Origin of the sequence: Streptomyces sp. 11-1-2 (assembly GCF_003595545.1) — a bacterium.
Classification (GTDB): domain Bacteria; phylum Actinomycetota; class Actinomycetes; order Streptomycetales; family Streptomycetaceae; genus Streptomyces; species Streptomyces hygroscopicus_B.
In genome coordinates this window covers 1-23652 of record NZ_CP022545.1, presented here as the reverse complement: position 1 = coordinate 23652, position 23652 = coordinate 1, and the positions used below count along the sequence as shown (strand labels likewise).

At 69.5% G+C, this 23652-nt stretch carries 19 protein-coding genes; 9 read left to right on the top strand and 10 right to left on the bottom strand.

The window, feature by feature from the left end; genetic code table 11:
- Positions 1 to 158: 158 nt before the first annotated feature.
- The 8 genes from CGL27_RS00100 to CGL27_RS00065 form a co-directional block, all read right to left on the bottom strand.
- Positions 159 to 1337, bottom strand: a complete 1179-nt coding sequence (locus tag CGL27_RS00100) for a Wadjet anti-phage system protein JetD domain-containing protein (protein WP_119983702.1) — start codon at positions 1335 to 1337, stop codon at positions 159 to 161.
- Positions 1334 to 4768 carry an ATP-binding protein gene (locus CGL27_RS00095; protein WP_119983701.1) on the bottom strand — a complete coding sequence of 1145 codons (3435 nt, stop codon included), beginning with the start codon at positions 4766 to 4768 and terminating at the stop codon, positions 1334 to 1336. Before CGL27_RS00095 ends, CGL27_RS00100 begins: the two co-directional genes overlap by 4 nt.
- Positions 4765 to 5355 (bottom strand): DUF4194 domain-containing protein, encoded by a 591-nt coding sequence (locus CGL27_RS00090; protein WP_119983700.1) that lies wholly within the window; start codon positions 5353 to 5355, stop codon positions 4765 to 4767. Before CGL27_RS00090 ends, CGL27_RS00095 begins: the two co-directional genes overlap by 4 nt.
- On the bottom strand, positions 5352 to 6821 hold the full coding sequence (locus tag CGL27_RS00085) for a DUF3375 domain-containing protein (protein ID WP_119983699.1): 1470 nt from the start codon (positions 6819 to 6821) through the stop codon (positions 5352 to 5354). Before CGL27_RS00085 ends, CGL27_RS00090 begins: the two co-directional genes overlap by 4 nt.
- 153 nt (positions 6822 to 6974) lie before the next feature.
- On the bottom strand, positions 6975 to 8336 hold the full coding sequence (locus CGL27_RS00080) for an AAA family ATPase (RefSeq protein WP_119983698.1): 1362 nt from the start codon (positions 8334 to 8336) through the stop codon (positions 6975 to 6977).
- Positions 8326 to 9834 (bottom strand): hypothetical protein, encoded by a 1509-nt coding sequence (locus CGL27_RS00075; protein WP_119983697.1) that lies wholly within the window; start codon positions 9832 to 9834, stop codon positions 8326 to 8328. The genes CGL27_RS00080 and CGL27_RS00075 overlap by 11 nt, the downstream gene beginning before the upstream one ends.
- A complete protein-coding gene (locus CGL27_RS00070; RefSeq protein WP_119983696.1) occupies positions 9831 to 10970 on the bottom strand; it encodes a hypothetical protein in 1140 nt (379 codons plus the stop codon). Before CGL27_RS00070 ends, CGL27_RS00075 begins: the two co-directional genes overlap by 4 nt.
- Before the next feature lie 48 nt (positions 10971 to 11018).
- Positions 11019 to 11864, bottom strand: coding sequence for a hypothetical protein (locus CGL27_RS00065; protein WP_119983695.1), 846 nt, complete (start codon positions 11862 to 11864; stop codon positions 11019 to 11021).
- Positions 11865 to 11997: 133 nt separating this feature from the next.
- Between CGL27_RS00065 and CGL27_RS00060 the strand changes: the two genes are divergently transcribed.
- The 6 genes from CGL27_RS00060 (at position 11998) to CGL27_RS00035 (ending at position 20856) form a co-directional block, all read left to right on the top strand.
- Positions 11998 to 13320: an exonuclease SbcCD subunit D gene (locus CGL27_RS00060; protein ID WP_119983694.1), complete on the top strand. Its 1323-nt coding sequence runs from the start codon at positions 11998 to 12000 to the stop codon at positions 13318 to 13320.
- Positions 13317 to 16493, top strand: coding sequence for an SMC family ATPase (locus tag CGL27_RS00055; RefSeq protein ID WP_119983693.1), 3177 nt, complete (start codon positions 13317 to 13319; stop codon positions 16491 to 16493). Before CGL27_RS00060 ends, CGL27_RS00055 begins: the two co-directional genes overlap by 4 nt.
- A gap of 152 nt (positions 16494 to 16645) precedes the next feature.
- The gene (locus tag CGL27_RS00050; RefSeq protein ID WP_119983692.1) at positions 16646 to 18760 is read left to right on the top strand and encodes a helix-turn-helix transcriptional regulator; all 2115 of its coding nucleotides are present in this window, start codon (positions 16646 to 16648) and stop codon (positions 18758 to 18760) included.
- A gap of 51 nt (positions 18761 to 18811) precedes the next feature.
- Complete coding sequence (locus CGL27_RS00045; protein WP_119983691.1) at positions 18812 to 19192, top strand: hypothetical protein; 381 nt, start codon at positions 18812 to 18814, stop codon at positions 19190 to 19192.
- Between the two features lie 3 nt (positions 19193 to 19195).
- The gene (locus CGL27_RS00040) at positions 19196 to 19753 is read left to right on the top strand and encodes an XRE family transcriptional regulator (RefSeq protein ID WP_119983690.1); all 558 of its coding nucleotides are present in this window, start codon (positions 19196 to 19198) and stop codon (positions 19751 to 19753) included.
- A 56-nt stretch (positions 19754 to 19809) separates the two neighbouring features.
- Positions 19810 to 20856 (top strand): hypothetical protein, encoded by a 1047-nt coding sequence (locus tag CGL27_RS00035; protein ID WP_162952811.1) that lies wholly within the window; start codon positions 19810 to 19812, stop codon positions 20854 to 20856.
- 532 nt (positions 20857 to 21388) lie between these two features.
- Here CGL27_RS00035 and CGL27_RS49700 read toward each other — a convergent pair.
- Positions 21389 to 21883: a hypothetical protein gene (locus CGL27_RS49700; RefSeq protein WP_162952809.1), complete on the bottom strand. Its 495-nt coding sequence runs from the start codon at positions 21881 to 21883 to the stop codon at positions 21389 to 21391.
- 97 nt (positions 21884 to 21980) lie between these two features.
- Between CGL27_RS49700 and CGL27_RS00020 the strand changes: the two genes are divergently transcribed.
- The 3 genes from CGL27_RS00020 (at position 21981) to CGL27_RS00010 (ending at position 23074) form a co-directional block, all read left to right on the top strand.
- On the top strand, positions 21981 to 22178 hold the full coding sequence (locus CGL27_RS00020) for a hypothetical protein (protein ID WP_205587564.1): 198 nt from the start codon (positions 21981 to 21983) through the stop codon (positions 22176 to 22178).
- Positions 22179 to 22268: 90 nt separating this feature from the next.
- Positions 22269 to 22883, top strand: a complete 615-nt coding sequence (locus CGL27_RS00015; RefSeq protein ID WP_119983687.1) for a hypothetical protein — start codon at positions 22269 to 22271, stop codon at positions 22881 to 22883.
- The gene (locus CGL27_RS00010) at positions 22880 to 23074 is read left to right on the top strand and encodes a hypothetical protein (protein WP_119983686.1); all 195 of its coding nucleotides are present in this window, start codon (positions 22880 to 22882) and stop codon (positions 23072 to 23074) included. The genes CGL27_RS00015 and CGL27_RS00010 overlap by 4 nt, the downstream gene beginning before the upstream one ends.
- Positions 23075 to 23170: 96 nt before the next feature.
- On the opposite strand, the gene CGL27_RS00005 is transcribed toward CGL27_RS00010, so the two are convergent.
- On the bottom strand, positions 23171 to 23652 hold a 482-nt coding region (locus CGL27_RS00005), incomplete at its 5' end, for a hypothetical protein (protein WP_119983685.1).

The following is a 23652-nucleotide window of genomic DNA, read 5'->3' as shown; positions in this document are numbered from 1 at the left end:
CCGTCGGCACTGGTCCCGGGCGAGCCATTACGCTGGCCGGAACGGTCGTTTCCGGCGTTTTCGCGGAACCGCGGACCGCCCGGCTGGGCGCGGGAGTGGCCTCGCCCTCGACCACGTTCCTGGCCCGCGGCGGTCCGGTGTCCGCAGCCCTCCGGGTGTCACTCCCGGTGCCGCGTCAGAGCCTTTCGCACGGCGGTGATGGCGATGCGCTCCTGTTCCAGGCGCAGGTGCGGGTGGTAGGTGCCGGTGCGCAGGTCGTGGTCGAGGTGGGCTTCTTCGGGGGTGAGGTGTGTCAGGTCGCCGTGGGCTTGTGTCTTTTCCTGGCCCCAGTGGGACTCGTGGGAGAGGAGGGTGTCGCGGTCCATTAGCAGTGACGTGGTGTGCGGGAAGCGTCCTCGGACCTGGTCGAGGATGGCGAAGCCATGGGTGTCAATGTCGCCCCAGTAATAGAGGTCGACGTCGTCGAGCCAGGGCAGGTGACGCAGCAGGGCAGCGGCGTATCCAGAGCCGAGGATGGCGATGGCGTCGGGGACCGGCGGCAGCGAGAGATAGGTGATCTCGTTCTCGAGGACGAAGACGGTGCGCACCCCGGGGGACCAGTCGGCCAGTTCCTTGGCGCGGACGGTGAGTTCGCTGAAGGGCAGGGGAGAGGCGCCGAGGTAGCGCAGGCGGATGTAGATGGGCTTGGTGCGGAAGCCGTAGCGGGAGGCGAGATCATTCTTCGGGGCACCGGCGTTGATGCGGCCCTCGGGGAGGGCGTGGTCGAGGAGACCGGCGAGGATCGCCTTGTGGGTCTCGACGAATTTGGTGTCCACGCCGGGCACGTCGATCTCGCGCAGGTAGACCTGTTCGGCGCTGTGGTCGCGGATCCAGCAGACGGTGCGCACGAGCTGGTGCCAGACCGCGGTGTGCAGGAGGACCTTCATGGGGTGGTCGGCCATCCACCGGGCGAGGCCGGGGTCATGGAGTGCGGTGTGCTCATACAGGGTGTGAAAGCAGTCGACCTGGCCGGTGACGCCCAGCAGTGCCCACAGGGCGGGGCGGGTATCGATCCAGGCCCGGACCGGCACGGTTTGGAAGGGAAGGCCGTTGCGGCCTCCGATGGATCTGGTCTGGAGGCGCAGCTGGGGGTGAAGGCCGGGGGCCCAGGACTGCGCCCAGGCGAGTGCCTGCTCGTAGTGGTGCAGGATATCGCCCGCGGTCGGGCCCTTGAGCGGCACCGCGATGGGTTCGAAGGGGTGTCCGCCTGCGGAGGCAGCGAGGTAGCGGCCGCTGGTCCACTTGCGACGCAGGGTCTCGAGAACGTCCTCGGGGCGGCTCCACGCGGCCGGTGTCATGGCTGCTCCTCCGGCCGCTGGTGGGCCTGCCGGGCCGCTTGCTTGTGGGCGCGGAACTCCTCGATGGTGAGGTTGACCAGGCGGGAGCGGGTCTCGTCGGGCTTGTCGACGTAGCCGACGCGGGTGACGTGGGGCTCAATGACGTGCAGCTTCTGGAGCGGGGTGATGACAAGGAGCTGCAGGCCCAGACGCTGGAACAGGTCGAGGGCGAAGTGGGCGGAGGAGTCGTCTCCGCGTCCGAAGGCCTCGTCGATGGTGACGAAGTGGAAGGTCTTGGCCTTGGCGGTGCTGGGATCGATGCGGAACTGGTAGGCGAGGGAAGCCGCGAGAACGGTGTAGGCGAGCTTTTCCTTCTGGCCGCCTGACTTGCCGCCGGAATCCGGGTGGACCTCGTGCTCGTTGTCGGTGCCGCGGTCGAGCTCGCTGGCGGAGAAGACGAACCAGCGCCGCACGTCGGTGACCCGGGCGGTCCACCCGGCGTCAACCCGGGTGTGGTCGGCGCGGCCCTTGAACCGATCGAGGAGCGCTTTGACCTGGAGGAACTTCTCCTCGGTGTAGGAGTCGCCGGTGTCGTTGGAGAGCGCTTCGCTGCTGCAGGCCCGCAGGTCGTGCTGGAACTCGCGGATCTCCCTGTTCAGCGTGGGGGCGGCGTTCAGCCGAATGTAGCGGCCCGGGTTGTAGTCGATGCCGGCCAGCGAGTCGTTGATCACGTCGATGCGTTCGCGGATCTGCTGCTCCTGGGCGCTGAGCCGGCCCTGGAAGGAGGCGATGTCGCGGATGACATTGGTACGCAGGTAGAGGAGGAACTGCTGCTCGAAGCGGGGCAGGTCCTCGTCGGTGAGATGGTGGTGGAGGGATCTGTAGCCGGCGACGGACTCCATGGAGTTGTCCAGTTCGGTGGTATGGGCCGGGTATTTGCCGCGGAAGGCGGTCATCAGCCCGATCGCCTGGTTGCTTGCCTGGCGCAGGGTGTCGTTGCGTCTGCCGATCGTGCGCTGCAGTTGTGCTTCGGCGTCGCGCTCGGCGCTGTCCAGGTTCTCCAGACGGCTGTCGTTGCTGCCGGCCGCGGGCAGGAACCTGCCCAGGGCCGTCTCGTGCTCCGCCACGGCGTCGAGGTCGCACTTCGCCAGCAGGTTCGTGGTCTTCTGCAGCAGTGTGGTGGTGCCCTCGGTGTCGTGGCGCAGTGCGCCCAGTTCTTCCTGGCCCAGGCCGAAGGTCTCCTCGCTCTGCTTGATGTCGTTCTTGGTCTGCTGGAGCTGCGCGGTGAGCGTGTCCAGGCCTGCCTCGGCCTCCAGTGTGCGTTTTTGCCGCTCGAGCTGTTCGATGTCGGCGACGGTGGCTGGCCAGTCGAGTTCCGCGTAGGCGGTGACGCTGGCCAGGAGGGTGAGGGCGCCGTTGGTTCCGGCGCGGGCCTTTTGCCGCTTCTCGAGTTCGCGGGTGGCGGCGGTGAGGGCGGCGCTCTCGCGGGTGAGGTGGGCGGCGTCGGCGAGGAGGGCGTCGAGCTTGGTCTGGTTGCTCCAGCCCAGCACCCAGTTGCGCCGGTCGTCGATGCGGTGGGTGTCATTCTTCTCGTGGCGGCCTCCGCCGGCCTTGACCAGGCCTTGCCGGGTGACGGCGGGCCGGGTGGCGAGGGTGAAGGTGTCCAGGTCTTCGGCGCACAGGTAGTCGGCGCGCGAGCGCAGCCGTGCGGCGAGCCAGTCGCGGGCCCAGCTGTCAGACTTGAGGTCGAGTTTGCCGGTCAGCAGGGTGCGGTCGTCGGGCAGCGTGGCGCTCGGTGTGTGGGCGGGGACCTGGTAGTAGACGAGCTTGAGTCCCAGGTGACGGCCGTTGACCCAGGACGAGACCGCGTCGTAGTGAGTGTGCGGGACCAGCAGGGACAGGGCGAATCCGCGCAGGACGCGTTCGGCGGCACCGGCCCAATCGGCCTCGTCGTCGCGGACCTGGATCAGCTCGCCGGCGAACGGCAGGATGTCGACGCCAACGCCAATGGCGCCGGCGAGTTCGCGGCGCAGCTCCAGCACCTGGGCGGGGATGCTGGAGCGCTGCTGCTGCAGGCTGGTGATCTCGCGCCGCATCTCGTCAGTCGCGGCGGTGTTGTCGCGGCGCCTGACGGCGAGGCCGTCGAGTTCCTCGCGGTCCTGCCGTTCCTGCTCCCCGGCCCGGGTGCGGGCGGCAGAGACCTGCTCCGTGCGTTCATGGAAGGAGGCGGAGTCGGTGACCGTCTCCATACCTGCTTGCGCGAGCCAGCCGTTGTACTCGGTGGCGCGGTCGCGGCGCCGCTTGCGTTCGCGGCCCAACTCATCGATCCGGCCGGTCAGCAGGATGAGCTTCTCCCCGCCGGCGCCGTCGATGCGGCGCTGCAGGCCGTCGGCCGCGCCGCGCAGCTGTTCCAGCTGCCGCGCGCGGGTGGACTGCAGTACCTCCAGTTCTGTCGTGCGGGCATGCAGCGCCGCGTGGCGCGCGGCGAGGAGACTGTGGCGGTGCTGGGCGAAGAACGCGGGAACGGCGCTGCGGCGCCGTTCCAGGATGCTGAGGTCTTCCTGGAGGGTGTCGTACCGGGTGCACACCTCCACGATCGGCGCCAGGCCTTCGATCATCTGGCGGGCCCGTACCACTTCGCTGTGGCTGGCGGTGAGCGCGTCGAAGTGAGCGACGATCTTGTCGACGGCCGCCTGGGCGTCGAACGGCTCCAGCATTCGCTCGCGGACGAACTCGTCCAGGCTGCCCACGGCCTTCATCGACACCGTCTGGTGGAACAGCTCCAGGGCCTGCTCACCGGGGATGCCCAGACCGCGGCGCAGCGCCTTGCCGTACTGCGTGTATGCGCTGCCGTGGAGGGTGGCACCGCGCTGTTTCAGTTGCCGACGCAGGTCGGTGATGTCGGTGCCGAAGCCGGTGAAGTCGGTGTCAATGGACAGCGGATGCTCGGCGGTGAGGTAGAACCGCTCCGGCTGTCCGGTACTGGTAGGGGAGGTCCAGTAGAAGACCTGCGCGAGTGTGAGATGGGTATCGAGGGCGTAGTTGGTGAAGACGCCCAGGATCACGCTGTAGGAGGTGTGGTCGCGCAGTCCCACAGGGCGGGTACTGCCCGTTGCTTCGACACGTTCGTTCCGGTAGTGGCCCAGGACGTAGGAGCGCAGGTCGCGTTCCTTGGCGTCGGCACCTGCCGCCTTGTTGTAGTCGATCTTGTGAGCGGGCAGGAGCAGTGTCGTGATCGCGTCCACCAGGGTGGACTTGCCCGAGCCCACACCGCCGGTGAGTAGCGCGCTGTGCCCGTCGACGGTGAACGTGCGGGTGGTGCGGTGGAAGGTGCCCCAGTTCAGCACCTCCAGGCGGGCGAGCCGGAATCCTGGGCCGGCGTCGTAGGTGTGTGCCGGGCTGGGCGCCGTCTGGCGGGGGATGAGCGCCGCCGGGCCGGTGGTGAGAGTCATGCGTCGTCCTTGACTGTGGTGGAGACAGCGCTGCGGTAGGTGGCGAGGAGGTCGTTGAAATCGCCCAGAACTTGGGCGTCGACCAGGGCTTTGAGGTGCCGCCGTACCTCGTAGGCCGCGGTCTGCTTCGTCGGGCGCAGCACCTTGAGGTCGACGAGCTTCCTTATGTGGGCGTCGATCTGGTCGACGAGTTGGGCTTCGTTGCCGCGTGGGGGCAGGAAGCCGCGGACCATCTCGACCAGGTCCTCACGGGTCAGCACCAGGCGCGGATCGTCGGAACTGGCGTCGCTGTCCGCCAGCCGCCCGCGCAGCAGGACGAGCATCAGGCTGACGGGGAAGGAGAGCCGGTGGCGGGTGACCAGCCTCGGCACGGCGGTCCCGTCGTCCCGGGCCTCGCTGTCCTGCTGCCGCACATAGGCGTAGCCCTCGGCGCGGTCGACGACGACATCGAGGCCGATCACGGCGAGGTAGTCGCCGATCGCCGCCTGCTGGGCGAGGATCTGCTCCCATACCAGTGGGGCGTCGCCCTGGTAGAGCACACCCGCTTTCAGCAGGTGGACAACGGGGGCGGTGAGGGCATCGCTCATCGCGGGTCGGCCTTTCCGGCGGCCGTGCCGCCCTCATTGCGTACGAACGTCACATGCGGCACCTCGGCCCGGGCGTGGCCCGGTGCCGCCACACGCGGGTAGACCAGGACATCGGTGTTCTCCGGGTCCACGCTCACGTCCAGAGCGGGGTGCTGGATGCGGAAGTAGCCGAGCAGTTCGGCGAGTCCCAGGGTCAGCGGGTGGTTGTCGACGACGGTGGCCAGGGCCGCCTGGCCGTTCGGGCTCGCGGCGACCGCATCCAGGACGTGGCCGGCCAGTTCCACGGTGTCGACGTGGATGCCGACGAACAGCTCCGTGAGGTCCGCCTCGGTGTCGTCGGGCGGCGGGACCGCGGAGGTGTCCAGCTCGACGCGTTCGACCGGCATATACAGCCGCCGCTCCATCGGCAGCGCGATGCCCGCCTGAGGCATTTCCAGCTCCATGCCGGGCAGATCCGCCGTGTCGCCCAGGGCGGTGACGTGACGCTGAACGGAGCGGACCAGCGCCAGCACGCGCTGGTCCTCCGCCCGGCTGCGGTCGGCCAGGAACCGGCGCAGTTGTTCAGTCAGCTGCCGGACGGTGTCCTGGGTGTTCTCGGCCGCCTCCAGCCAGGCGAACGGGATTTTCAGCAGTCTCCGGTCGGTTCTGCCTTCCAGCTGCGGCAACTGGGTTACCTGCTGCAGCAGTTCCCGCAGTTCCTGCTGACGGCGTGGGGAGAGGAGGTAGTCGAAGAACGCCTGGAAGCTCTGCCCCTGGTCGGACTGGGCGATCTCGTCGCGCTCCAGCAGGAAGGCGGCCAGCTGCTCACCCTTGCCGCCTTCCGCGGTGGCCACTTGCCGACGCAGCCGCCGGTCCAGTTCCCGCAGATTCGCCTCCACCTCACGGAAATCCCGCAGGAGTTCGACCGCGGTGCTCTCCACCTGCTGGTAGCGGTCCAGCAGAGCGAGCGGAGAGAGGAGCTCCACCTCTCCGGTGAGCAGCCGGGCGATCTGGGCGTCGAGCGCGTCACGTTCCCGGCGCAGTTCGTCGATGCGCGCCTGCGGGTCGGTCTGCGCCCCGAAGGCCATCTGCCGAAGAAGTGTGACGACGGTGTTCAGGCGGGACTCGGTGCCGATGAACGAGCGTGCCGGCAAATCCCGCACCCAGGCCACGGCCTTCTCCAGGGCCGTGGTCGCATCGAAGTGTGCCTCGTCCTCGCCGGGCGGGTAGTACTTGCGCAGCCAGCCGCTCTTCGTCCACTCCGCCAGGTAGGCGGCGGCGGACCGGGGAAAGGAGCCGGGCTCGCGCTCGTTGAGGAGGTAGAGCTGGTCGTCCAGCCGGGACTCCAGCACACTCTCGGGCACCCCGCGCGCGTTCTCCTCGACGAATACCGTGCCGCAGAAGGACAGCACCAAAGCGGCGTTGTCCGCGCGCAGCAGCACCCATGCCGGATGGCTCGCGAGAGCCGTGACCTGATCGAATTGCATGCAACCCCCCGATCGCACACGTGCGGTTTCCTTATCCGCCCGGGTGGAGCGGATGCGGAAACCTTAAAGATGGGCACTGACAAAAGCCGGAAAATAGAACAATTCTGCGAATTCAGTGGTGCCCGGGCGTCGGGCGGCCGCGCCCGTGCGGGATCAGGCGGCGACGCGGTGCTGGGAGAGCTTGTCCAGCATGATCTGGTTGGCTTCCCAGCCGTCTGGGAACTTGGCGCGCACGGACAGATGCACCGGGTCGGTCGAGGGGTGGCTGTCCAGGAGGTCGGCGATGCCCTCGCGGGCGACGACGATGCACGCCTGCCGGTGGCGGGAGGCGAGCACGCACAGCCGCCCGGCCTCCAGATGGAAGGCCGTGGCGTCCCGGCGGCCGGACAACGGGTGCACGACGATGACGACTTCGAACTCACGGCCCTGCAGCCGGTTCGCGGTGTCCACCGCCACGCCCCGCGCGCCGGGGCTGCCGGTCCGGCCGAGCGCGGCCCGGACCAGGTCAGCTTGGTCGCGGTGGGCGACGCCGATGGCGATGTCACCGGCGTCCAGGCGCCGGCCGCCCGGGTCGCGCTCACAGGTGGCGACCGCTCCGCGCTCCAGCAGCCGGCCGGCGAGGTCGGCGGCGGTCTGGAGGGTCTCGGTGTCGGTTCGCGGGACATGGCGACGGGGCAGTTCGTGCAGGGCCCAGCCGGTGGTGAACGCCTGCACGAGGGTCTCGTCCAGATCCGCGCGGGCGAGCCCGGCGGTGCGGAACTCCAGGGCGCGTGTGTCTTCACCAGTCCCGGCGGTGAAGTGGGTGAACGGGTAGAACGCCCGGGCGATGGTCGGTGCGGCCGAGAGCGGCAGGCGCCAGGACACCGGAAGCCGGTGCACAGGGATGTGCGGGTTGTGCTCCAGCATCACGCTGACACCGTTCTGCGTGGGGTCGTGCGGCAGCCCGATCCAGCGTTCGGTGCCGACGATCGTGAACGGGTCCAGCTGCCCGGGGTCGCCGACGAACAGGCCCCGCTCGAAGCGTTCGACGATCTGCAGCAGCATGTCCGAACGCATCTGGTAGGCCTCGTCCAGGACCGCCCAGCCGAACGTGGCGTCGCGGACGGTGGCCCACTTGGCAGCGGTGGCGACGATGATCCAGCAGCCGGCCAGGTCGGCCAGGGTGCGGCCGACGGTGGTGTTCATCAGGGTGCCCAGGGCCGGAGACGGGGTGTAGCTGGTGGCACTCAACCGTCCGACGGCGATGCCGGGATGCTCCCTGGCCAGGCGCACGACTAGGTCGTCGACCTGGTTGTTGGTCTGGGCGACGATGATCGGGCGCTCGCCGCTGTCGGTGAGTTCCTGGGCGGCGCGGACCACCAGGGTGCTCTTGCCGGCGCCCGGCGGGGAGTCGACGACCACGGCCCTGTGACGCCCGTCGGCCATGTTCGCGAGGATCGCCTCGGTGGCAGCGGCAGCGGCCGTTGCAGGGTCGGACACGGCTGGTACGGGCGTCGTGCTGGTGTCAGTCCTCATTGCCCCACTCCTCTGCGGCGGCGTCCTCGGGTACGGCGGGGTCGGTGCCGACCCCGTCGGCGGCACTGTGTGTCCACGGGGTGGCATCGGAGGCAGGGAACTGCGGTGCCGGGCGCCACCCCGGGTCGGGCAGGTAGGCGATGCACTGGCCCGGCTCCGGGACGGTGCCCTGCTTCGGGACGCGGCCGCGTCCCATGCCGCCAGTGACCTCCACCGTGACCCGTGTGGTGTCGCCGTCGGGGAAAACGGAGACGATCATGGCCTTGTGCCCGGCCGGCATGGACGGGCTGATCAGCTTGGTGTCGGCGGCCAGCCGCACGGGATCCAGGGTGCGGACGGTGACGCGCGGCCGCGGCACCCGCTTGTTCTTGTCCGTGGTGACCGTCCGGCCGGGTTCGGCCTCCACGACCGTCCCGGCGAACGCCTCACCGGCGCTGCGCCGGTCGGCCAGCACGAAACGATCGTCGAACGCCATGTCGGACTCGAATTCGGCCAGCGCGCGCTCCAGCCAGCCCAGCCGCCGGGCCGCGCCGATCGCGGTGTCCCGCTTGCGCTGTGGAAGGCCGCCGGAGTCCCGGTAGTCGGAGTAGTCCGTGAAGGCCTTGCAGTCGCCCTCGAAGCGCTTGCCGGTCCGCGGTGCCTCGGGCACAGAGCGCAGCAGCGATATGGCCTGCCACACCATGCGCCAGGTGGGCTGAATCTGTCCCGCGATCAGTTCCCGTAGTTCGGTCTCGGCGGTGGCCAGCGCGTGCGGGTCGCCGAGCGTGCGGGCCGTGTCGAACTTTCTGATTGCCGGGGCCAGGTCGCGGTTGTCGAACTCGGGGGAGGTCGACGGGCCCGCCGGCGGGCACACGTCCGGGTTCTCCGCATCGGCCATGGCCTGCTCGACGCTCAAGCCCGACGGGGGAGCGATCCAGGCCATCAGGGAGGCGAGGTTCTGGTCCTCGAGCGTGCTCTGGCCGGTCGCCCAGTGCTCGGCGAGCATTGTGGTGACGGGCAGCAGCACGGAGGTGCCGGCCTGTTCGGCCCTGTCGACCAGGAACGTCAGCCACATGCCGAACTCCGGTACGACGTCCGGCACCGCATAGGGACCGGACGTCGCGCGGAAGCGGCACATGCGTCCCAGATCGGCCAGGGCTTTGACGCCGCCGGGGGTGGGCACTAGGATCTGCGGCGCCTCGGTGTACCGGGAACGCTTGCCTTCCCCGCGGCGGTCCTGGCGGAAAGAGTCGATGTAGTCCATCACGATCCGGCCGAGGTCGGCGGCGAACGCGAACCGCTGGTCGCGGTTGCGGGGCTGGGCCACGACCAGCAGGGTCCCGTTCCTCTTGGCGGAGCCGACCATCGCGGCCAGGGGAGCCCCGGCCTCTCCGGCCATGGCCAGCGGGACGATCACCAGCGGCCGGCCCGACAGGTGCCGGTGCCGGAACTCGGTCAGGGGCACCGCCTGCATCGACTCCATCGCCTGCACGTGCGCCAGCGCCGACAGCGTGCTCATGCCGCACCCCCGAGGTCTTCCAGTTCTGCGCGCAGCCGTGCGGCGTGCCGCAGGGCCGCGGCCATCTCCACCTGGTCATCGCTCGGCGTCAGTTCTCCGCGAGCCAGTCCCATGACCATGGTCGTGGTGTCGATGCCGCCGAACTGCTCGCGCACCACCGGCCCGAGGACATCCAGCGAGGCTTCCGCGCGGGCGCGGGAGCGGCAGTAGAACGCCATCTCGCAGTGGTTCAGGCAGTCCGGGCGGTACGTCACGAGGACCTGATCCAGCGCCGCGGTCAGCTCCTCGGCCGGGCGCCGGGGCCGATCTTCCGCGTCCGGGGCGAGGTCGAAGGTGAGGTCATCGGGCAGCAGGTCCACCAGGTCCCCGATGCGCTCGATGCGGGACAGCTGACGGGTCAGAGCGGCCACCTGCTTGCTGGCGTCGACGAACGCCCCGGTCGGCCGGTTGGTAAAGTCCTTCGGCGCGACTAGCACGATCGTATCGGAGACGGCCTCCTCGCCGATGCCGGCCCGCCCGAGCAGGTCGCGCAGCGCGATGATGTACGCGCACGCCTGCGTGGTCGCCGCCCGCACCTGTGCGGAGTTTGCCTGCTCGTCGATGATCGGGAAGCTCTTGATCTCCACGACGTGAAAGCGTCCGTCGATGCGGAGGGCGACCAGGTCCGGCTCCAGGTACGCCTTGTGCCCGCCGATCTGCAGGCACAGCATCGGGTGGTCGAACAAGGTACCGTCGCCCTCGCCCCGGGCGGCCCGCAGCAGCACTTCCTCGGTGCGCTCATGGCGCTCCTTGGAACGGCCGTCGCCGCCGACGTCGTTCAGGTCCTCGTACCCCACCTCCGGCAGCGTCAGCTCCAGGGTCTCGCGCAGGACGCGCAGGAGCTCCGCGCAGCCGTTGTCCTTCACCATCGCCTCGAAGGCGTTGCCGCGGGTGATGGCGAAGGAGGACTGGCCGAAGGACGGGGGATGGCCGACGTGTGTGGCGATCGCGGCCTTGTCGGAGCCGGAGGCGTCCAGCAGGGCCCGCAGTGTGCAGCGCGGATTGTTCTCCAGGGCCGCCAGCGACCTAGCGTTGTAGTCCAGGCGCTTCGCGGATCCGCGCAGTGCGGCGAGGCGGTCGTCGACTGGTGCTTTCACGGTCTCATAGGTCCTTGCGGGGGAGAAAAGGATGCGGGGAGATGGAAATCAGGCACGGGCGGACCGCAGATGCGTGACGCCCCGCAGGGGCGCGCCGAACAACTGCTCGTCGTCCCCGAGGGACTTACGGGCCCGCCGCGCGGCCGCCGCCCGGGTGGCACGGTCGGCGTCCGTATGCACGTCCAGCTCGGCCTGGGCGGCGCCGATCACCTGCTGGGGATCCAGCGCCCCCTCGTGACCGGAGGCGTTCCTCGGCATGGCGTCGGGGATGTTGACGGCAAAGCGCCACAGCAGCCGCAGGGCCTCCGGACTGGGCCCCTCCGCAGCGGACTCGGCGGAGGTATGCACCGCTTCGGCGATGCGGATCGCGCCGGTGAGGTAGTCCACGCGCGGTGACAGCGGGCCGATGACGCGCTGCTCCAGCGTCCAGGTACTGATGGTGATCAGTGCCCGCACCGGTGTCAGCAGGTCGTGTGCCAGTGCCGGGCACAGGTAGTACGGCCGGGCTCCCGGACTGGAACGGTAGGAACGCTCCTCGTCCCGGCGCAGGCTGGAGAGCTTGGACGCGGAGAGCTCTCCCGGGAAGAACGCCTCGTGCACGCCGACGATCAGCTTGGGGGCTGCCGGGGCCCCGAGGAGCATCAGGGCACGGTGGACGTGTTCGCGTGCCGGGAGCTGTGATCCCCGGGCGGCCGGAGCAGCTTCCGGCGCTGGGCGGGGCGGGGCAGCCGCCGGTTCATCGGCGTCGAGGAGGGCGTCCCAGGCCCGCTCGGCGCGGCGCAGCTGCATGCGCAGCTCGCCGGCCCGTTCGGTGTCACCGGCGGCGGCGGCGTCGCGGATCGCGCGGCGCAGGTTGCCGATGCTCTTCTCCAGGGCGTCCAGCGGATCACTCATGCACCAGACGCTACCAGAGTTCCAGAGTTTTCCAGACTTGTTCCTGTGATTCGAGGTACAGTCGGGACACCGAACCTCCGGCCGCGGCAGCGCAACCCGCGCCGCCCCGCAGGCCGTTCCTCTGGAGGCACCCGTGACGGGACGCGTATTCCACACCTCCGACTGGCACCTGGGCCGCCAGATCGGCCGCCATCGACGTGACAGCGAGGTCGACGCCGTCCTGGACGAAATCATCGCCATCGCCGAGGACTACACCCCCGACCTGATCGTGCACAGCGGCGACCTCTTCGACAGCCCCCGGCCCAGCCTGGACGACATGCGCCGCGCGGCCCAGGCACTGCGCCGCCTCGGCACGATCGCGCCCGTGGTCGTCGTCGCCGGCAACCACGACACCACTCACGTCCTGACGTTCCTGGAGTACGTCCTCAACGACATGGGCGCCCGCGACGGAGACCAGACCCGGGTCCGCTTCGCCACCGACGCTCACCCCGACAGACTGCTCCTCGCCGAGTACCCGACCAGGAACGGGGATCTCACCCTGCGCATCGGCGCACTGCCCTACCTGCACCCCAACCGCTTCACCTACGACTTCGCCGACCCCGCCCTGGCCACCGCGACCTACGCCGAACGGATGCGCACCGTCCAAGCCGAGGTCTACCGCCGTCTGACCGCCGACCGAGGCCCCCGGGACGTCCTCGTCTACGCCGCCCACCTGTTCATCGAAGGAGCCCTCCCGTCCTACTCGGAGCGGCGGATCTCCCTGAGCACCGAGTACGCGGCCGCAGCCGCGGACCTGCCCGATGTCGCCTACGGCGCCCTCGGCCACATCCACAAACCCCAACCCGTCGGCCGTTCCGGCTTCCCCGCCTACTACGCCGGCAGCCCCCTGCAGATGGACTTCGGCGAGACCGGCGACACCAAGAGCGTCGTACTCGCCGAGATCGGCCCGGACACCAACCCCCGCATCGAACTCGAACCGCTTACCGCAGGCCGCCGTCTGGTCCGCCTCGAAGGAACCCTGGAACAGATCGCCCACCGCGCCGCCCGCGTGGGGGACGCCTGGGTGAAAGCGGTGGTGAACGTCGACGCCTTCGACCCGTCCCTGCCGGACACCCTCGCCAAGATGCTGCCGCAGGCGACGCTCGTCGACATCGACGAGCGCCGTACCGGCACAGCACACCGCGTGCTGGACCGGCAGACCTCCGCCACCGAACTGCCCGACATCGACGACCTGCTGCACGACTACCTCGCCGACCGCGGCACAGGCGGCCCGGCCCTGGACCGCGCCATGGCCGCCTTCGCCCACCTGCGAGCCGAACCCGACCCCGAGGACCCCGCACCGTGCTGCGAGGAGACGCTGCTGACCGCGGCCATCGCCGGCCAACCCCTCGACACCCTTGACCGCTCCAGCCTGCTGACCGGCATCGACACCACCGACGCGGAGACCACGCGATGAAACCGATGACACTCACCCTCACCGGATTCCGCAGCTACCCCGCCCAGACCACCATCGACTTCACCGGCAAGAGCCTGGTCGCGGTCCTCGGCGACACAGGCGCCGGCAAGAGCAGCCTGCTCGACGCCATCACCTTCGCCCTGTTCCGCAAAAGCTCCTGGGACGCCAAGGAACCCCGGCAGCTCATCGCCGACGGCGCACAGGCCATGAGCGCCGAACTCACCTTCCTGCACGACGGGCAGAACTGGCGTGTCCACCGCACCATGCACGCCACCAACCCGAACGCGGGCCGGCACCACCTGAAAAACCTGGACTCCGGCGAGGAGACCGACGGCGCCACAGCCGTCGACAACCGCATCAAGACGGTGCTGCAGATGAGCTACGACACCTTCCTGCGGGTCGGGCTCCTCCCGCAGGGCAAGTTCGACCAGCTCCTCACCGCCGCTCCCAAGGAGCGCAGCGAACGACTCCGCGAACTGTTCGGTGCCGAATCACTGGAAACAGTCCGCAACCTGGCCGCCCGCCACGGCCGCACCCTCCAGCAACTCCTGGGCGACGCGAACGCCAAACGGGCCCCCATGCCGGACAACCCGAGGGAGACGGCCGCCGCAGCCGGAGCGGCCGCCGACGCGGCCACAGCCCAGGCCGAACGCCTGAACACCGCCGTCGTCCGCATCACCGCACTGCAGGAAGAAGCCTCGCAAGCTCGGGACGCCGCGGCGGCAGCCACCAGCGCCTCCCAGGCCCTGGCAACACGCAAGGTGACCGACGCCGCCACCGTCCTCGACACGCTCGACTCCGAGGCCACCGACCTCGCCGCACGGCGTGACACCCTCAACCGGCGTGCCGAGCAGGCTGCGGCCAGGGAAGAGGAACTCACCGGAGCGATCACCGCGGCAGAGACGCAAGGAGAAGGCCGCGACGTCCTCGCCCAGGCCGCGATGCTCCTGAAGACCCTCGCGGAAACCGCCGAGGAACACCGCGGCGAACGCGACCGGCTGGGTTCCCTCACCACACAACTCGACGACGAACGCGACGCCATCGCCACGGCCGAAACGGAACTGGTCGAACGCGCCGCACACACTCAAGCGACGGCGGAGGCAGCCCGCACCGCCGCCGAGAACAGCAAGCAGACCCGCACGTGCGCCACCGCAGCCCGTACCGCGTGGGACGCGGCACTCTTGGCGGCCCGACACATCGCCGACACCGCGCGCGCCCACGCCACCGCGGTGGGTCGGCAGAAATCCGCCTACGAAGACCTCGGCCCGGCAGAGGTCAAGGCAACCGCGGTCTACGAAGACCTCACCGCGGCCGAGACACACCTTGAGGCGCTCCGGCTGCGGAAGAAGGCCGCTGCGATCGCCACCGAACTGCACCCCGACGACGACTGTCCCGTATGCCGTCGGCAGCTCCCGGCTGACTTCCACCCCGAGCAGGCCGACGCGCATGAGCTGACCGAGGCGAACACGCAACGAGAGCAGGCGAAGACCGCACACGACATAGCCGTCGACCTGCGCGCCGAAGCCCGCGCCGCCGTGGCCATCGCTGACGAAGCGGTACTCGAGCGTGACGACGAGCACAAAAGCGCACAGCAGATGGCGCAGGAGAACACCGAGAAGGCGGTACGAGCCTTCCGGAGCCTCGCGGCCCAGGCCGCCGAAGCAGGCACGGACTTCGACGCCACATCAGCCTCAGCAAGGCTGACCGCAGCCACTACGGCCCTGGCCACCCTCGGCGCCGCACATCCTGAGCAGGACACAGCGGCGATCATCGACGCCATCTCCGCGTGCGAACACACGGCCACCGCACACGCCGAACAGCTGAAGGACGAAGAGCACCGTCGCACCGCCGGGATCGAAGCAGACCGCAAAACACTGGCAGAACGCACGAAAGCACACCACCGCGACACCAAAGACGCATCCGCAGCTCACGTGCGTCACACCCGGGCCGTGGCAAGGACCGCCGCCGACATCGGCATGCTTCCCGCGCGCATCCGGGCGATGCTGCCGCAGGACCCGATCGACGTCGCCACCGCACAGACGGACGCCGCAACCATAGCCGTCACCGCCCGGCAGACCGAACTCCAAGAGCTGCTCGACCAGAGGGAAGTAACCCGAGCGGAGAAGAACGCGGTACTCGCCGACCGGCGCACCCTCGACCACGACACCCGAGCTCACTTTGAACGCCCCCTGGAGAAACTGCGTGACAACCTGGACGCGTGGGCTCAGGCCGCCGTCCAGGCCAGCGCACATCTCGATGAGGCTGACCGGCTAGCGCTGCCAGCAGCTCCCACTCAGCCGACGATCGCCGAGGTCCGCCACTACGCCGCCGCCCTCTCGGCGACGACCTCGGCACTCGGCGACAAACTCACCGAGCGAGCCGCCGCGGCGACAGAAGGCGCAGCCGCCGCCGAAAGCCGTCTCGGCGAGCACGCGGCCGCACTCGCCGACATCGACGGCTTCGACGCGTCGGCCGACCTGACCGCACCCCAGTCACTTCACCCCCTCGTCGCCGCAGCCGGACAGGCAACCAAGGAGGCCGAGGACCAGCGCGGCAAACAGCGAGACGCACAGGACCTGATCAAGCCAGCCGCTGACCTGGACTTCGCCATCACCGCAGGCGAAGCCCGCTACGAAGCCCTCGAGGTACTGCGCCGCGAACTGGTCGACGCCAAGTTTCTGGGCCACCTCACCACGCTGCGAACCCGCGCATTGCTCGGTGTCGCCAGCGACCTGCTCGGACAGATGTCTGACGGCCGATTCGGTTTCGCAGACGACTTCGACATCATCAGCCGCAGCTCCGGGGTCGCCCACCACCCGAATCGCTTGTCAGGAGGGGAGAAGTTCATGGCGTCCCTCGCCTTGGCCCTGGCACTTGCCGAACTGCACTCCCGCAGCGGGCCGACTCTCGGCTCCCTCTTCCTCGACGAGGGCTTCGCCGCCCTCGACACCACCGCCTTGGACCTGGCACTCGAGGTACTGCGCGCCCAGGCCGGCGGTGACCGCCTGGTAACGGTGATCAGCCACCTGCACGCCGTCGCCGAGGCCGTCGACGACGTGCTGTGGGTGGAGCGGACCACCGCCGGCTCATCCGCCCGGTGGCTCACACCGGCTGAGCGAGACGACATGGCCCAGGACAACCTCGCCAGCGGACTGCACTCCCAGGCGCGATAACCACTACAGGGCACACTATCCATCGCCGTCCCCGGGGCCGGGCTTCCTCCTCCCGCTCGATTTCATCCCACACGCATCGATCCGGGTGGGTTAAAAAATGAGTTAAATATCAGGGCAAGCCTGCTAGTGTTTCGAGGCGGAGGTGGAGCCGTATGGCGACCGAGGAAGAGTTGTTCGCGAACATTGACGCACTGCTGGAGGAGGAGCCGCAGCTCCCGCCCCCGGCGGAGCGCGCCCGGCTGCGGGAGGCCGCCGGCATCACCCAGGCCCGTCTCGCGCTTGCGCTCAAGACGTCGACGCAGACGGTGAAGAACTACGAGAACGGCCGCTCCGAGCCCAAGTCACCACGCCTGGAGGCGTACCAGCGGCTGCTGAACGGCTGGGCAGCGAAGTACCCCGCCCACGGCGCCCCCGCCGCCTCGGCTCCGGCCACCGCGCCGCAGCCGAAGGTGCTGGACATGTTCACCAGTTCTGCCGCCCCCGAGACCACCGAGACGAAGACCGCCGCGCCGGTTCAGGCCCCGGCCGTCCAGGCCGCTCCTGATCGTCCGGCCGCGACGTCACGCCGCCCGGCGGCGAAGAAGGCGGCGAAGCCTGCGACCGACCCGAGCTTCCCGCACGGCCCGCTCGCGGTGCTGGACGGCGACGGCTCCGCGTACGGCGTCGACGGGATCGTGCTCGACTGCCCGGCCACCACCGTGCCGCAGCTGGTGGAGTGGACCCTCAAGGAGTCCGGCCTCGGTGCCGCCAAGCTCAACCGGTACGGCAAGGACTCCGATCCGCTGATCGTGCTCACGGCGGCGGCCGCGGTGAAGCTCGGGCTGCCGGAGCGCCTGGAGGGCCACGAGCAGCGCCGCTCCCTGCGCCTGCCGGAGGACCACCCGGTCGTCAAGCAGGTGGGACGCGCGAAGTGGCAGCTCACGCAGCGCGGGTTCGGCCCCTGGGCGCGGATCTACCGCAAGGCGCAGGGACGCGAGCGGCAGTGCGTGCAGTTGGCGATCCTGCCGTGGGACGCCCTCGATGAGCGATCCTGGCCCGGCGCCTCCGAGATGGAGCCGGCCGACATCGCTCGCGTCCTGGGCGTGTACGCCCTGCGGGTCATCACCCCACGCGGCTCCACCGCCGTCTCGGGCCTGGAGCTGATGACGGCGCTGTGCCCGCCGACGAAGCCGGAGCGCGACGCGGAGACCGGCAACTGGATCTCGGGCTACAACCCGGGCTCGCTGGGGACGGAGCCGATGGACCCGGCGCCGCCGGAGGCCACCGCAGAGCACCCCGTCGTGGTGAACTCCGGCTGGACCGGCGGGTTCCTGAACGAGGAGGCGTACCAGTGGGTGCGGTCGGTGGACTCGCTCAGCGATGAGGAGTGCATGCTGCCCTTCGCGGTCGGCCTGGACCTCAACACGGCGTTCCTCGCGGCCGCGGCCCGCCTGGTCGTCGGCCTGTCCGCGCCCGACCACTTCCACGCCCCGAAGTTCAACCCGAAGATCCCCGGGGCCTGGCTGGTCGACCTGAGCGGCATCGAGCTGGACTCGCGCCTGCCCTCGCCGTTCACGCCGGACGGAACCCGTCCGACGGGCCCGGCCTGGTACCAGACGCACACCGTCGCCTACGCCCAGGAGCTCGGCTACGACGTGCACCCGATCGAGGCGTACCTGCGCCGCGAGACCGGCGCGTACCTGGACCCGTGGCACGACCGCCTCAAGACCGCGTACGTCGACACCCTCGCCGACCTCGGCGTCACCCGGGACCTGGACGACCGCCAGTTCCTTGCCGCGATGGAGCAGCACGAGCAGGTCGACCCGGCCCTGGCCGCTGTCCTGTCTGCCATCAAGGCCACGGTGAAGGGCGGCGTCGGCAAGCTCCGTGAGCGTCCGCAGGGTCGCCACTACAAGGAGGGGGAGCGGTGGCCGGCCCTGGAGCGGCCGACCTGGCGCCCCGACATCCGGGCCGCTGTCATCAGCAAGGCCCGGGTCAACATGCACCGCAAGCTGCTGAACATGGCGAAGATGACGGGCCTGTACCCGCTCGCCGTGCTCTCCGACTGCGTCGTCTACCCCAGCCCCGGCGACAGCCCGCTCGCCTTCCTGCCGTACGCGGCCTCGGGCAAGCCGCAGCCCGGCGGCTTCCGCCTCGGGCCCACGCCCGGCCTGGCGAAGCTGGAAGGCGTCCAGTCGATGATGTGGGCAGTCGACCTGATGGAGAAGGGCCTCAATCCTGCCCGACACATCAAGGGCGGCGACGCCGTCCTTGATGACGGCGAGTAAGCCCTGCCACGGCCGCCCAAGCCGCATAACACACCGAAGGAGCCGTACCCGATGACCACCACCGCCTCCCCGAAGTGGCCGCTTCCCTCCACCCCGCCCACGCACGATCCGGTCCTGTTCGCGCGGGCGATGCGAGACATGCGCCTGACCTGGCGCGCCCGCGGTGTCCTCGCCGAACTCGCCACCGGCTACGACCCCGGACAGGAACCCACGATCAACGAACTGACCTCTCTCAGCCGCATCGAGCGCCAGGCCGCCGAGGGTCGTGAGGCCTTCCGCCGGGCGGTCAGCGAGCTGCGCAGTCTCGGCTATCTGAAGCCCGACGTCTCCACGGCCTCCGGTGTGGGCGAGCGCCTGGTAGTGGACTTCGCCCCGGCTGCACATGCCCACCTGATCCCGGACCCGCACGGCGCGCTGATGGATGGGAGCTGACCGGTGGGGGAGATCGAGGACGCCATTGAGCGGGCCGACCGCGAGGCGTTCACCAAGGATCCACCGAAGACCCTCAAGGGCCAGATCGGCTACCTGCTCAAGCAGTTCGGCAGCGCGAAGGCCGTCGCGGCGGAGCTCGGGGTCACTGCCGACTCCGTCAACCGCTACCGGCGCGGCGCCCGCAAGCACGCCCGCGCCGACATCGCCGCGAAGATCGACGACACGGTGAAAGCCCGCTGGCAGCCGCTGGTGCGCAAGCGCCGGCAGCGCCAGGCCGCCGCCTCCGGCGGGATCACCGTGGAGACCCGGGCCCGGTTCGGCTACACCGCGCCGGTCGGCACGACCGACGACGGACGGTTCCGGCGACTCACCGTGCACCTCCCCCCGGAGTACGCGCAGCGTCTGTTCGACGCCCGCGGCGCCGGAGCCAGCGACCAGCAGATGCGCGGAATCATCGCCGAAGGGTTTAAGGACGTCTATTTTCAGGACGGCGGTTCCCGCGCTATGGGACTGTCGGACGTCGAAATCAATGACATTGACTACCTGGATATCGACTACTAATCCGAAGCTATTCCGTGGTGAACTTCAATTACGTGGACGGGAGGGGGAGGGGTGAGGTGCTGAACGTCTGCCGTTCTTACTTCCGGGCCACACAAAACCTTCAGGTGGATCTTTCCCGCAGCTGGATCGCGCCCCCGGCCGAGTCGCTCGACGCCCCGATGCCTCTCGCCGTGGCCACAGTGGAGGCCGGCGTCCTGAATCTCCGCAACCAACTCCGGGAGCTGCAGATGCTTGCTGCCCCTCGAGTGATCTCGGCGGCCGAGGGCCTATACGAGGCCATACGGGCAGCAGCGGACGCACAGTTCGAGCTGCACATGCGGAGTCCCGGCAATGGCGGCCGCCTGTGCGACCTCGACGTCGAAGCGTTCGCTCACCACAGCAGGCGGGTGGACTCGGCTCTTGAGGAGTTCAGCCGGGCTGTTGGAAGACAGACGGTCTCAGCGGGGGGACCTGACAGGGACAAGATGACACGGATCACACGTGCCATCCCGCCGGATGCTTCCTGGATGACCTTCTTGCTGTCGAGACAGCCGCTGCACCGCGTTCCTGCCTGGGCCTCGGCAGGCGTGGATGACGCTCAGGAAGCCCTGCGGCGCGACATCATCGACTTCACCGACCCCGGTCTCGCAAGGCTCCACCAGGATCTTGTCGATGCACTCGACCGCCTGGCCGACGAGTTCGGCGGTACCTTCCCCCCTGAAGACTCGGACACCCTCTCGTACACCGAAGTTCCACCCGAGTGGAAACATACCGACCCCACCCGCTATTACGAGACCCTGCAAGCCCTCTCCCGCGCGCGCGAGAATGTCCTCGACGCCTACAAGAAACTGATGAACGCCATGAGCAGCCAGCCTCCGGAGCCGGACCCGCAGTCGTCGGCAGGGCAGTCCTTCAATATCACTGCCGGCGACAACTCGCCGATCACCATGAACGCGCCCTACGCACAGGCCGCACACGGTGCTACCGCAAACGCTGGCGCGGTCCCGGCCTCGTCTGACACCCCCGGTGGCCCCTGGTTCCGCAGCAACGTGTTCTGGACCGCCGTCTCCGCCATCGGTGCCGTGGCCGCCGCCATGATCGCGTACTTCGCGCTGATCAAGTGATGGGGTGGCTCCGCCGCGGCCACCAGCCGCTGGACCAGTTGGAGAAGGGCGTCCTGGATGACACGGCACCCCTCGCTGGGTTGCTGTGCCATGCGCTCATCATCGGCGGCCACGCATCGTCTCATCCACTACGGCAGTGGGCGCTCGGCGAGCTGAACGGTTACGCCCATACCAACGCGGAGATCCCGGATTACCGGCGCGTGCCTGCTCCGATCCAAGTGGACTCCATATCTCCGGCTTGGCAGAGGAAAGGGGAACGGATCAGTGTCCTCCACCTGCCCGAAATGGCCAGAGACGTGATCAAAGAGGAGGTGCCCATTCCCTGGGGGGCGGGTACCTAGAGAACCTGATCGCACGGACGCCTCCTGACGAACATGTGAAGGTCGACCTGCACGGCGGTGCGGAACTCCGGGTGCTCATGAACGCGAAGTACCGTGAGCGCGGTATCAGCATCGAGGCGTTGTACTGGTCCATCTCCGTGGCTGCTGATCCTCCTGGAAGAGGTCAACGCCACCATGCGGCAACTGGCCCGCTACTGGGACAAGATCCGCGAGTCCGGCGACCCGAAGACCTCCCCGGCGATCGACGCGCTCATGGAGATCCTCTTCATGGCCGCCAGGTCCGCATGCACGTCCTGCTCGTTGCCCAGTCCGCGACCGCCCGCGCCCTCGGTGGCCCGGAGGTCCGCGAACAGTTCGCCATCCGCATCCTGGCCCGCTACAGCATGAACGCCTGGCGCATGCTCGCCCCCGAGATCCACCCCGCCCCAAAGAGCACCAAGCACCCAGGCCGCGCCCAGGTCGTCATCGGCGGCACCGCGCGCGAGACGCAGGTGCTGTTCTTCACCGACGCCGAAGCCCGCGAGTGGGCCACCACCGGCAAGTCGGCAACACCAGCCGGGAAGCGCCCCGCCGTCCCCGCCCAGCCCGCCCCCGCAGAGCTCCAGAAGGCCGCTGACGGCACGCAGACCGCCGCCCCGGACGACCACGCCGACCCCGCCCACCGAACCGGAGACGCCCGCACACACCGCTCTCCCCGCCCTGCAGGACGACGACGCCGACCCGCCCGGCACCAGCGCGGCGACATCGCCGGCGAACCCGGCCCCGGTCGACGACGACCAGGCGGTGGGGCTGCGCGAGGCCCACCAGCACCACCTGCCGGACATCACCATCGCTGCGCTGCGCTACGCCCGCGCCAACGACCGCACCTTCCCCGGCCCGGTCGACAAACGCGGCGCCGAACTCCTCTACCGCGTCGGCGACCTCAAGAAGTGGGCCCGCAACCGGCCTCGCGCCGCCACCGGCACCACAGACCTCGACTGACCGGACCCTGTCCGGTCCGGCCGACACGATCCCCCTCGCCTGGAGAACACCCGGTTCACCAGGCACAGCACAGAAACGGAACACCGCACCATGACGAACACGACCGCGCTCCCGCAGGTGCTGCACTTCACCGACCCCGGCCTGCGCGAGCAGCTGGAGGCGCTGCCCGCCTCGACGGCACTCATCGGCATCGGCACCGACGGAACGGCGATCGCCGTCGACATCGACCACGCGCCGCACATCCTGGTCTGCACTGGCACCGGCGGCGGCACCACGATCCTGCGCACCCTCACCGCCCAGTTCCTCCACCAGGGCGCCCACGCTCTGGTCCTCGACGCCACGCGGATCTCCCACCTGTGGGCGAAGGAGCTGCCGACGGTGACGCACCGCGGCAACGTCGCGGGCATCCACGACGCCTTGGTCGGCCTCGACATCGAGCTGAAGCGCCGCATCGACCTCGACGGCGACCTCGATGACGCGCCGCGCCTGATGGTCGTCTTCGACGAGGCCGACGACACCCTGCGGCACCTCGCCCGCTACTGGGAGACCTTCCGGCAGAAGGACGACCCGAAGAAGTCCCCGGCCATCACCGCGCTCGAGGACGTCCTGCACGAAGGACGCCAGGCCCGCATCCACGTCCTCTACAACGGCCGGGCCTCCGACGGCCGTCTTTCCCCCTCCGCCGCGAGCAGTTCGCCACCGTGATCCTCTCCCGGGTCAGCGCGGGCACCTGGCAGCAGCTCGCCCCGATAGCCGGCCCCGCCCCGAAGCACAGCGCACACCCGGGCCGCGTCCACGTCGTCCAGGACGGCACCGCCCACCAGACGCAGGCGCTGCTCCTGACCGACGCCGAAGCCGCCGACTGGCTCGCCGCCACGGCGGCCGGAGAGATCTGACCCGCGTCCGGACACACCACGGGCCCCCGGAGGAGAAGACGTCCCCGGGGCCCGGTGTATGGAGTCGTGCTGTTCAACGACGCCGCGGCCACACCGTCACGCGGGTGCCGGCTGCGGCACTTCCAGCACCCCGGCGACCTTCCGCGCCAGCTCCGCGACGTGCGGCGGCAGATAGCCGTCCAGCGCGGCCACGTCATCACAGAGCCGAGCCCGCAGCCCGTGCAGACACGCCTCAGTGAACAACCGCTGCTCATCGGCCTCGGCCATCAGCCCTCCTTCCGCATACCCCTGGCCGCACGAAAACTGCCTTCGCGCGTCCTGGTCGTCCTCGGGAGGAAGTGGCGCCCCGAGCATCCCGGCGACTTCGTACCGGTCCGAATCCCTCGGACCGGCCGCCCGGCTGCGCTGCTGCCGGATCTGCAGGTGCGACGCGAGGGTGTCCATGGCCATACCGGTGCGCTGGCAGTAGGCAGCGATCAGCATGGAGGCCATGTCCATCGTGTCGGAGGCGTCCGTGCCACGGATCAGCGTCATCCGCTTCCAGTCGCGTGCGATATCCGGCTCGGTGTAGCGCAGCA

Coding starts and splice junctions, on each gene's coding strand:
- CGL27_RS00055 (WP_119983693.1), top strand. CDS start 13,317: ATGAAACCGATGACACTCACCCTCACCGGATTCCGCAGCTACCCCGCC.
- CGL27_RS00045 (WP_119983691.1), top strand. CDS start 18,812: ATGACCACCACCGCCTCCCCGAAGTGGCCGCTTCCCTCCACCCCGCCC.
- CGL27_RS00095 (WP_119983701.1), bottom strand. CDS start 4,768: ATGACTCTCACCACCGGCCCGGCGGCGCTCATCCCCCGCCAGACGGCG.
- CGL27_RS00080 (WP_119983698.1), bottom strand. CDS start 8,336: ATGAGGACTGACACCAGCACGACGCCCGTACCAGCCGTGTCCGACCCT.
- CGL27_RS00085 (WP_119983699.1), bottom strand. CDS start 6,821: ATGCAATTCGATCAGGTCACGGCTCTCGCGAGCCATCCGGCATGGGTG.
- CGL27_RS00015 (WP_119983687.1), top strand. CDS start 22,269: ATGACGAACACGACCGCGCTCCCGCAGGTGCTGCACTTCACCGACCCC.
- CGL27_RS00100 (WP_119983702.1), bottom strand. CDS start 1,337: ATGACACCGGCCGCGTGGAGCCGCCCCGAGGACGTTCTCGAGACCCTG.
- CGL27_RS00090 (WP_119983700.1), bottom strand. CDS start 5,355: ATGAGCGATGCCCTCACCGCCCCCGTTGTCCACCTGCTGAAAGCGGGT.
- CGL27_RS00050 (WP_119983692.1), top strand. CDS start 16,646: ATGGCGACCGAGGAAGAGTTGTTCGCGAACATTGACGCACTGCTGGAG.
- CGL27_RS00075 (WP_119983697.1), bottom strand. CDS start 9,834: ATGAGCACGCTGTCGGCGCTGGCGCACGTGCAGGCGATGGAGTCGATG.
- CGL27_RS00065 (WP_119983695.1), bottom strand. CDS start 11,864: ATGAGTGATCCGCTGGACGCCCTGGAGAAGAGCATCGGCAACCTGCGC.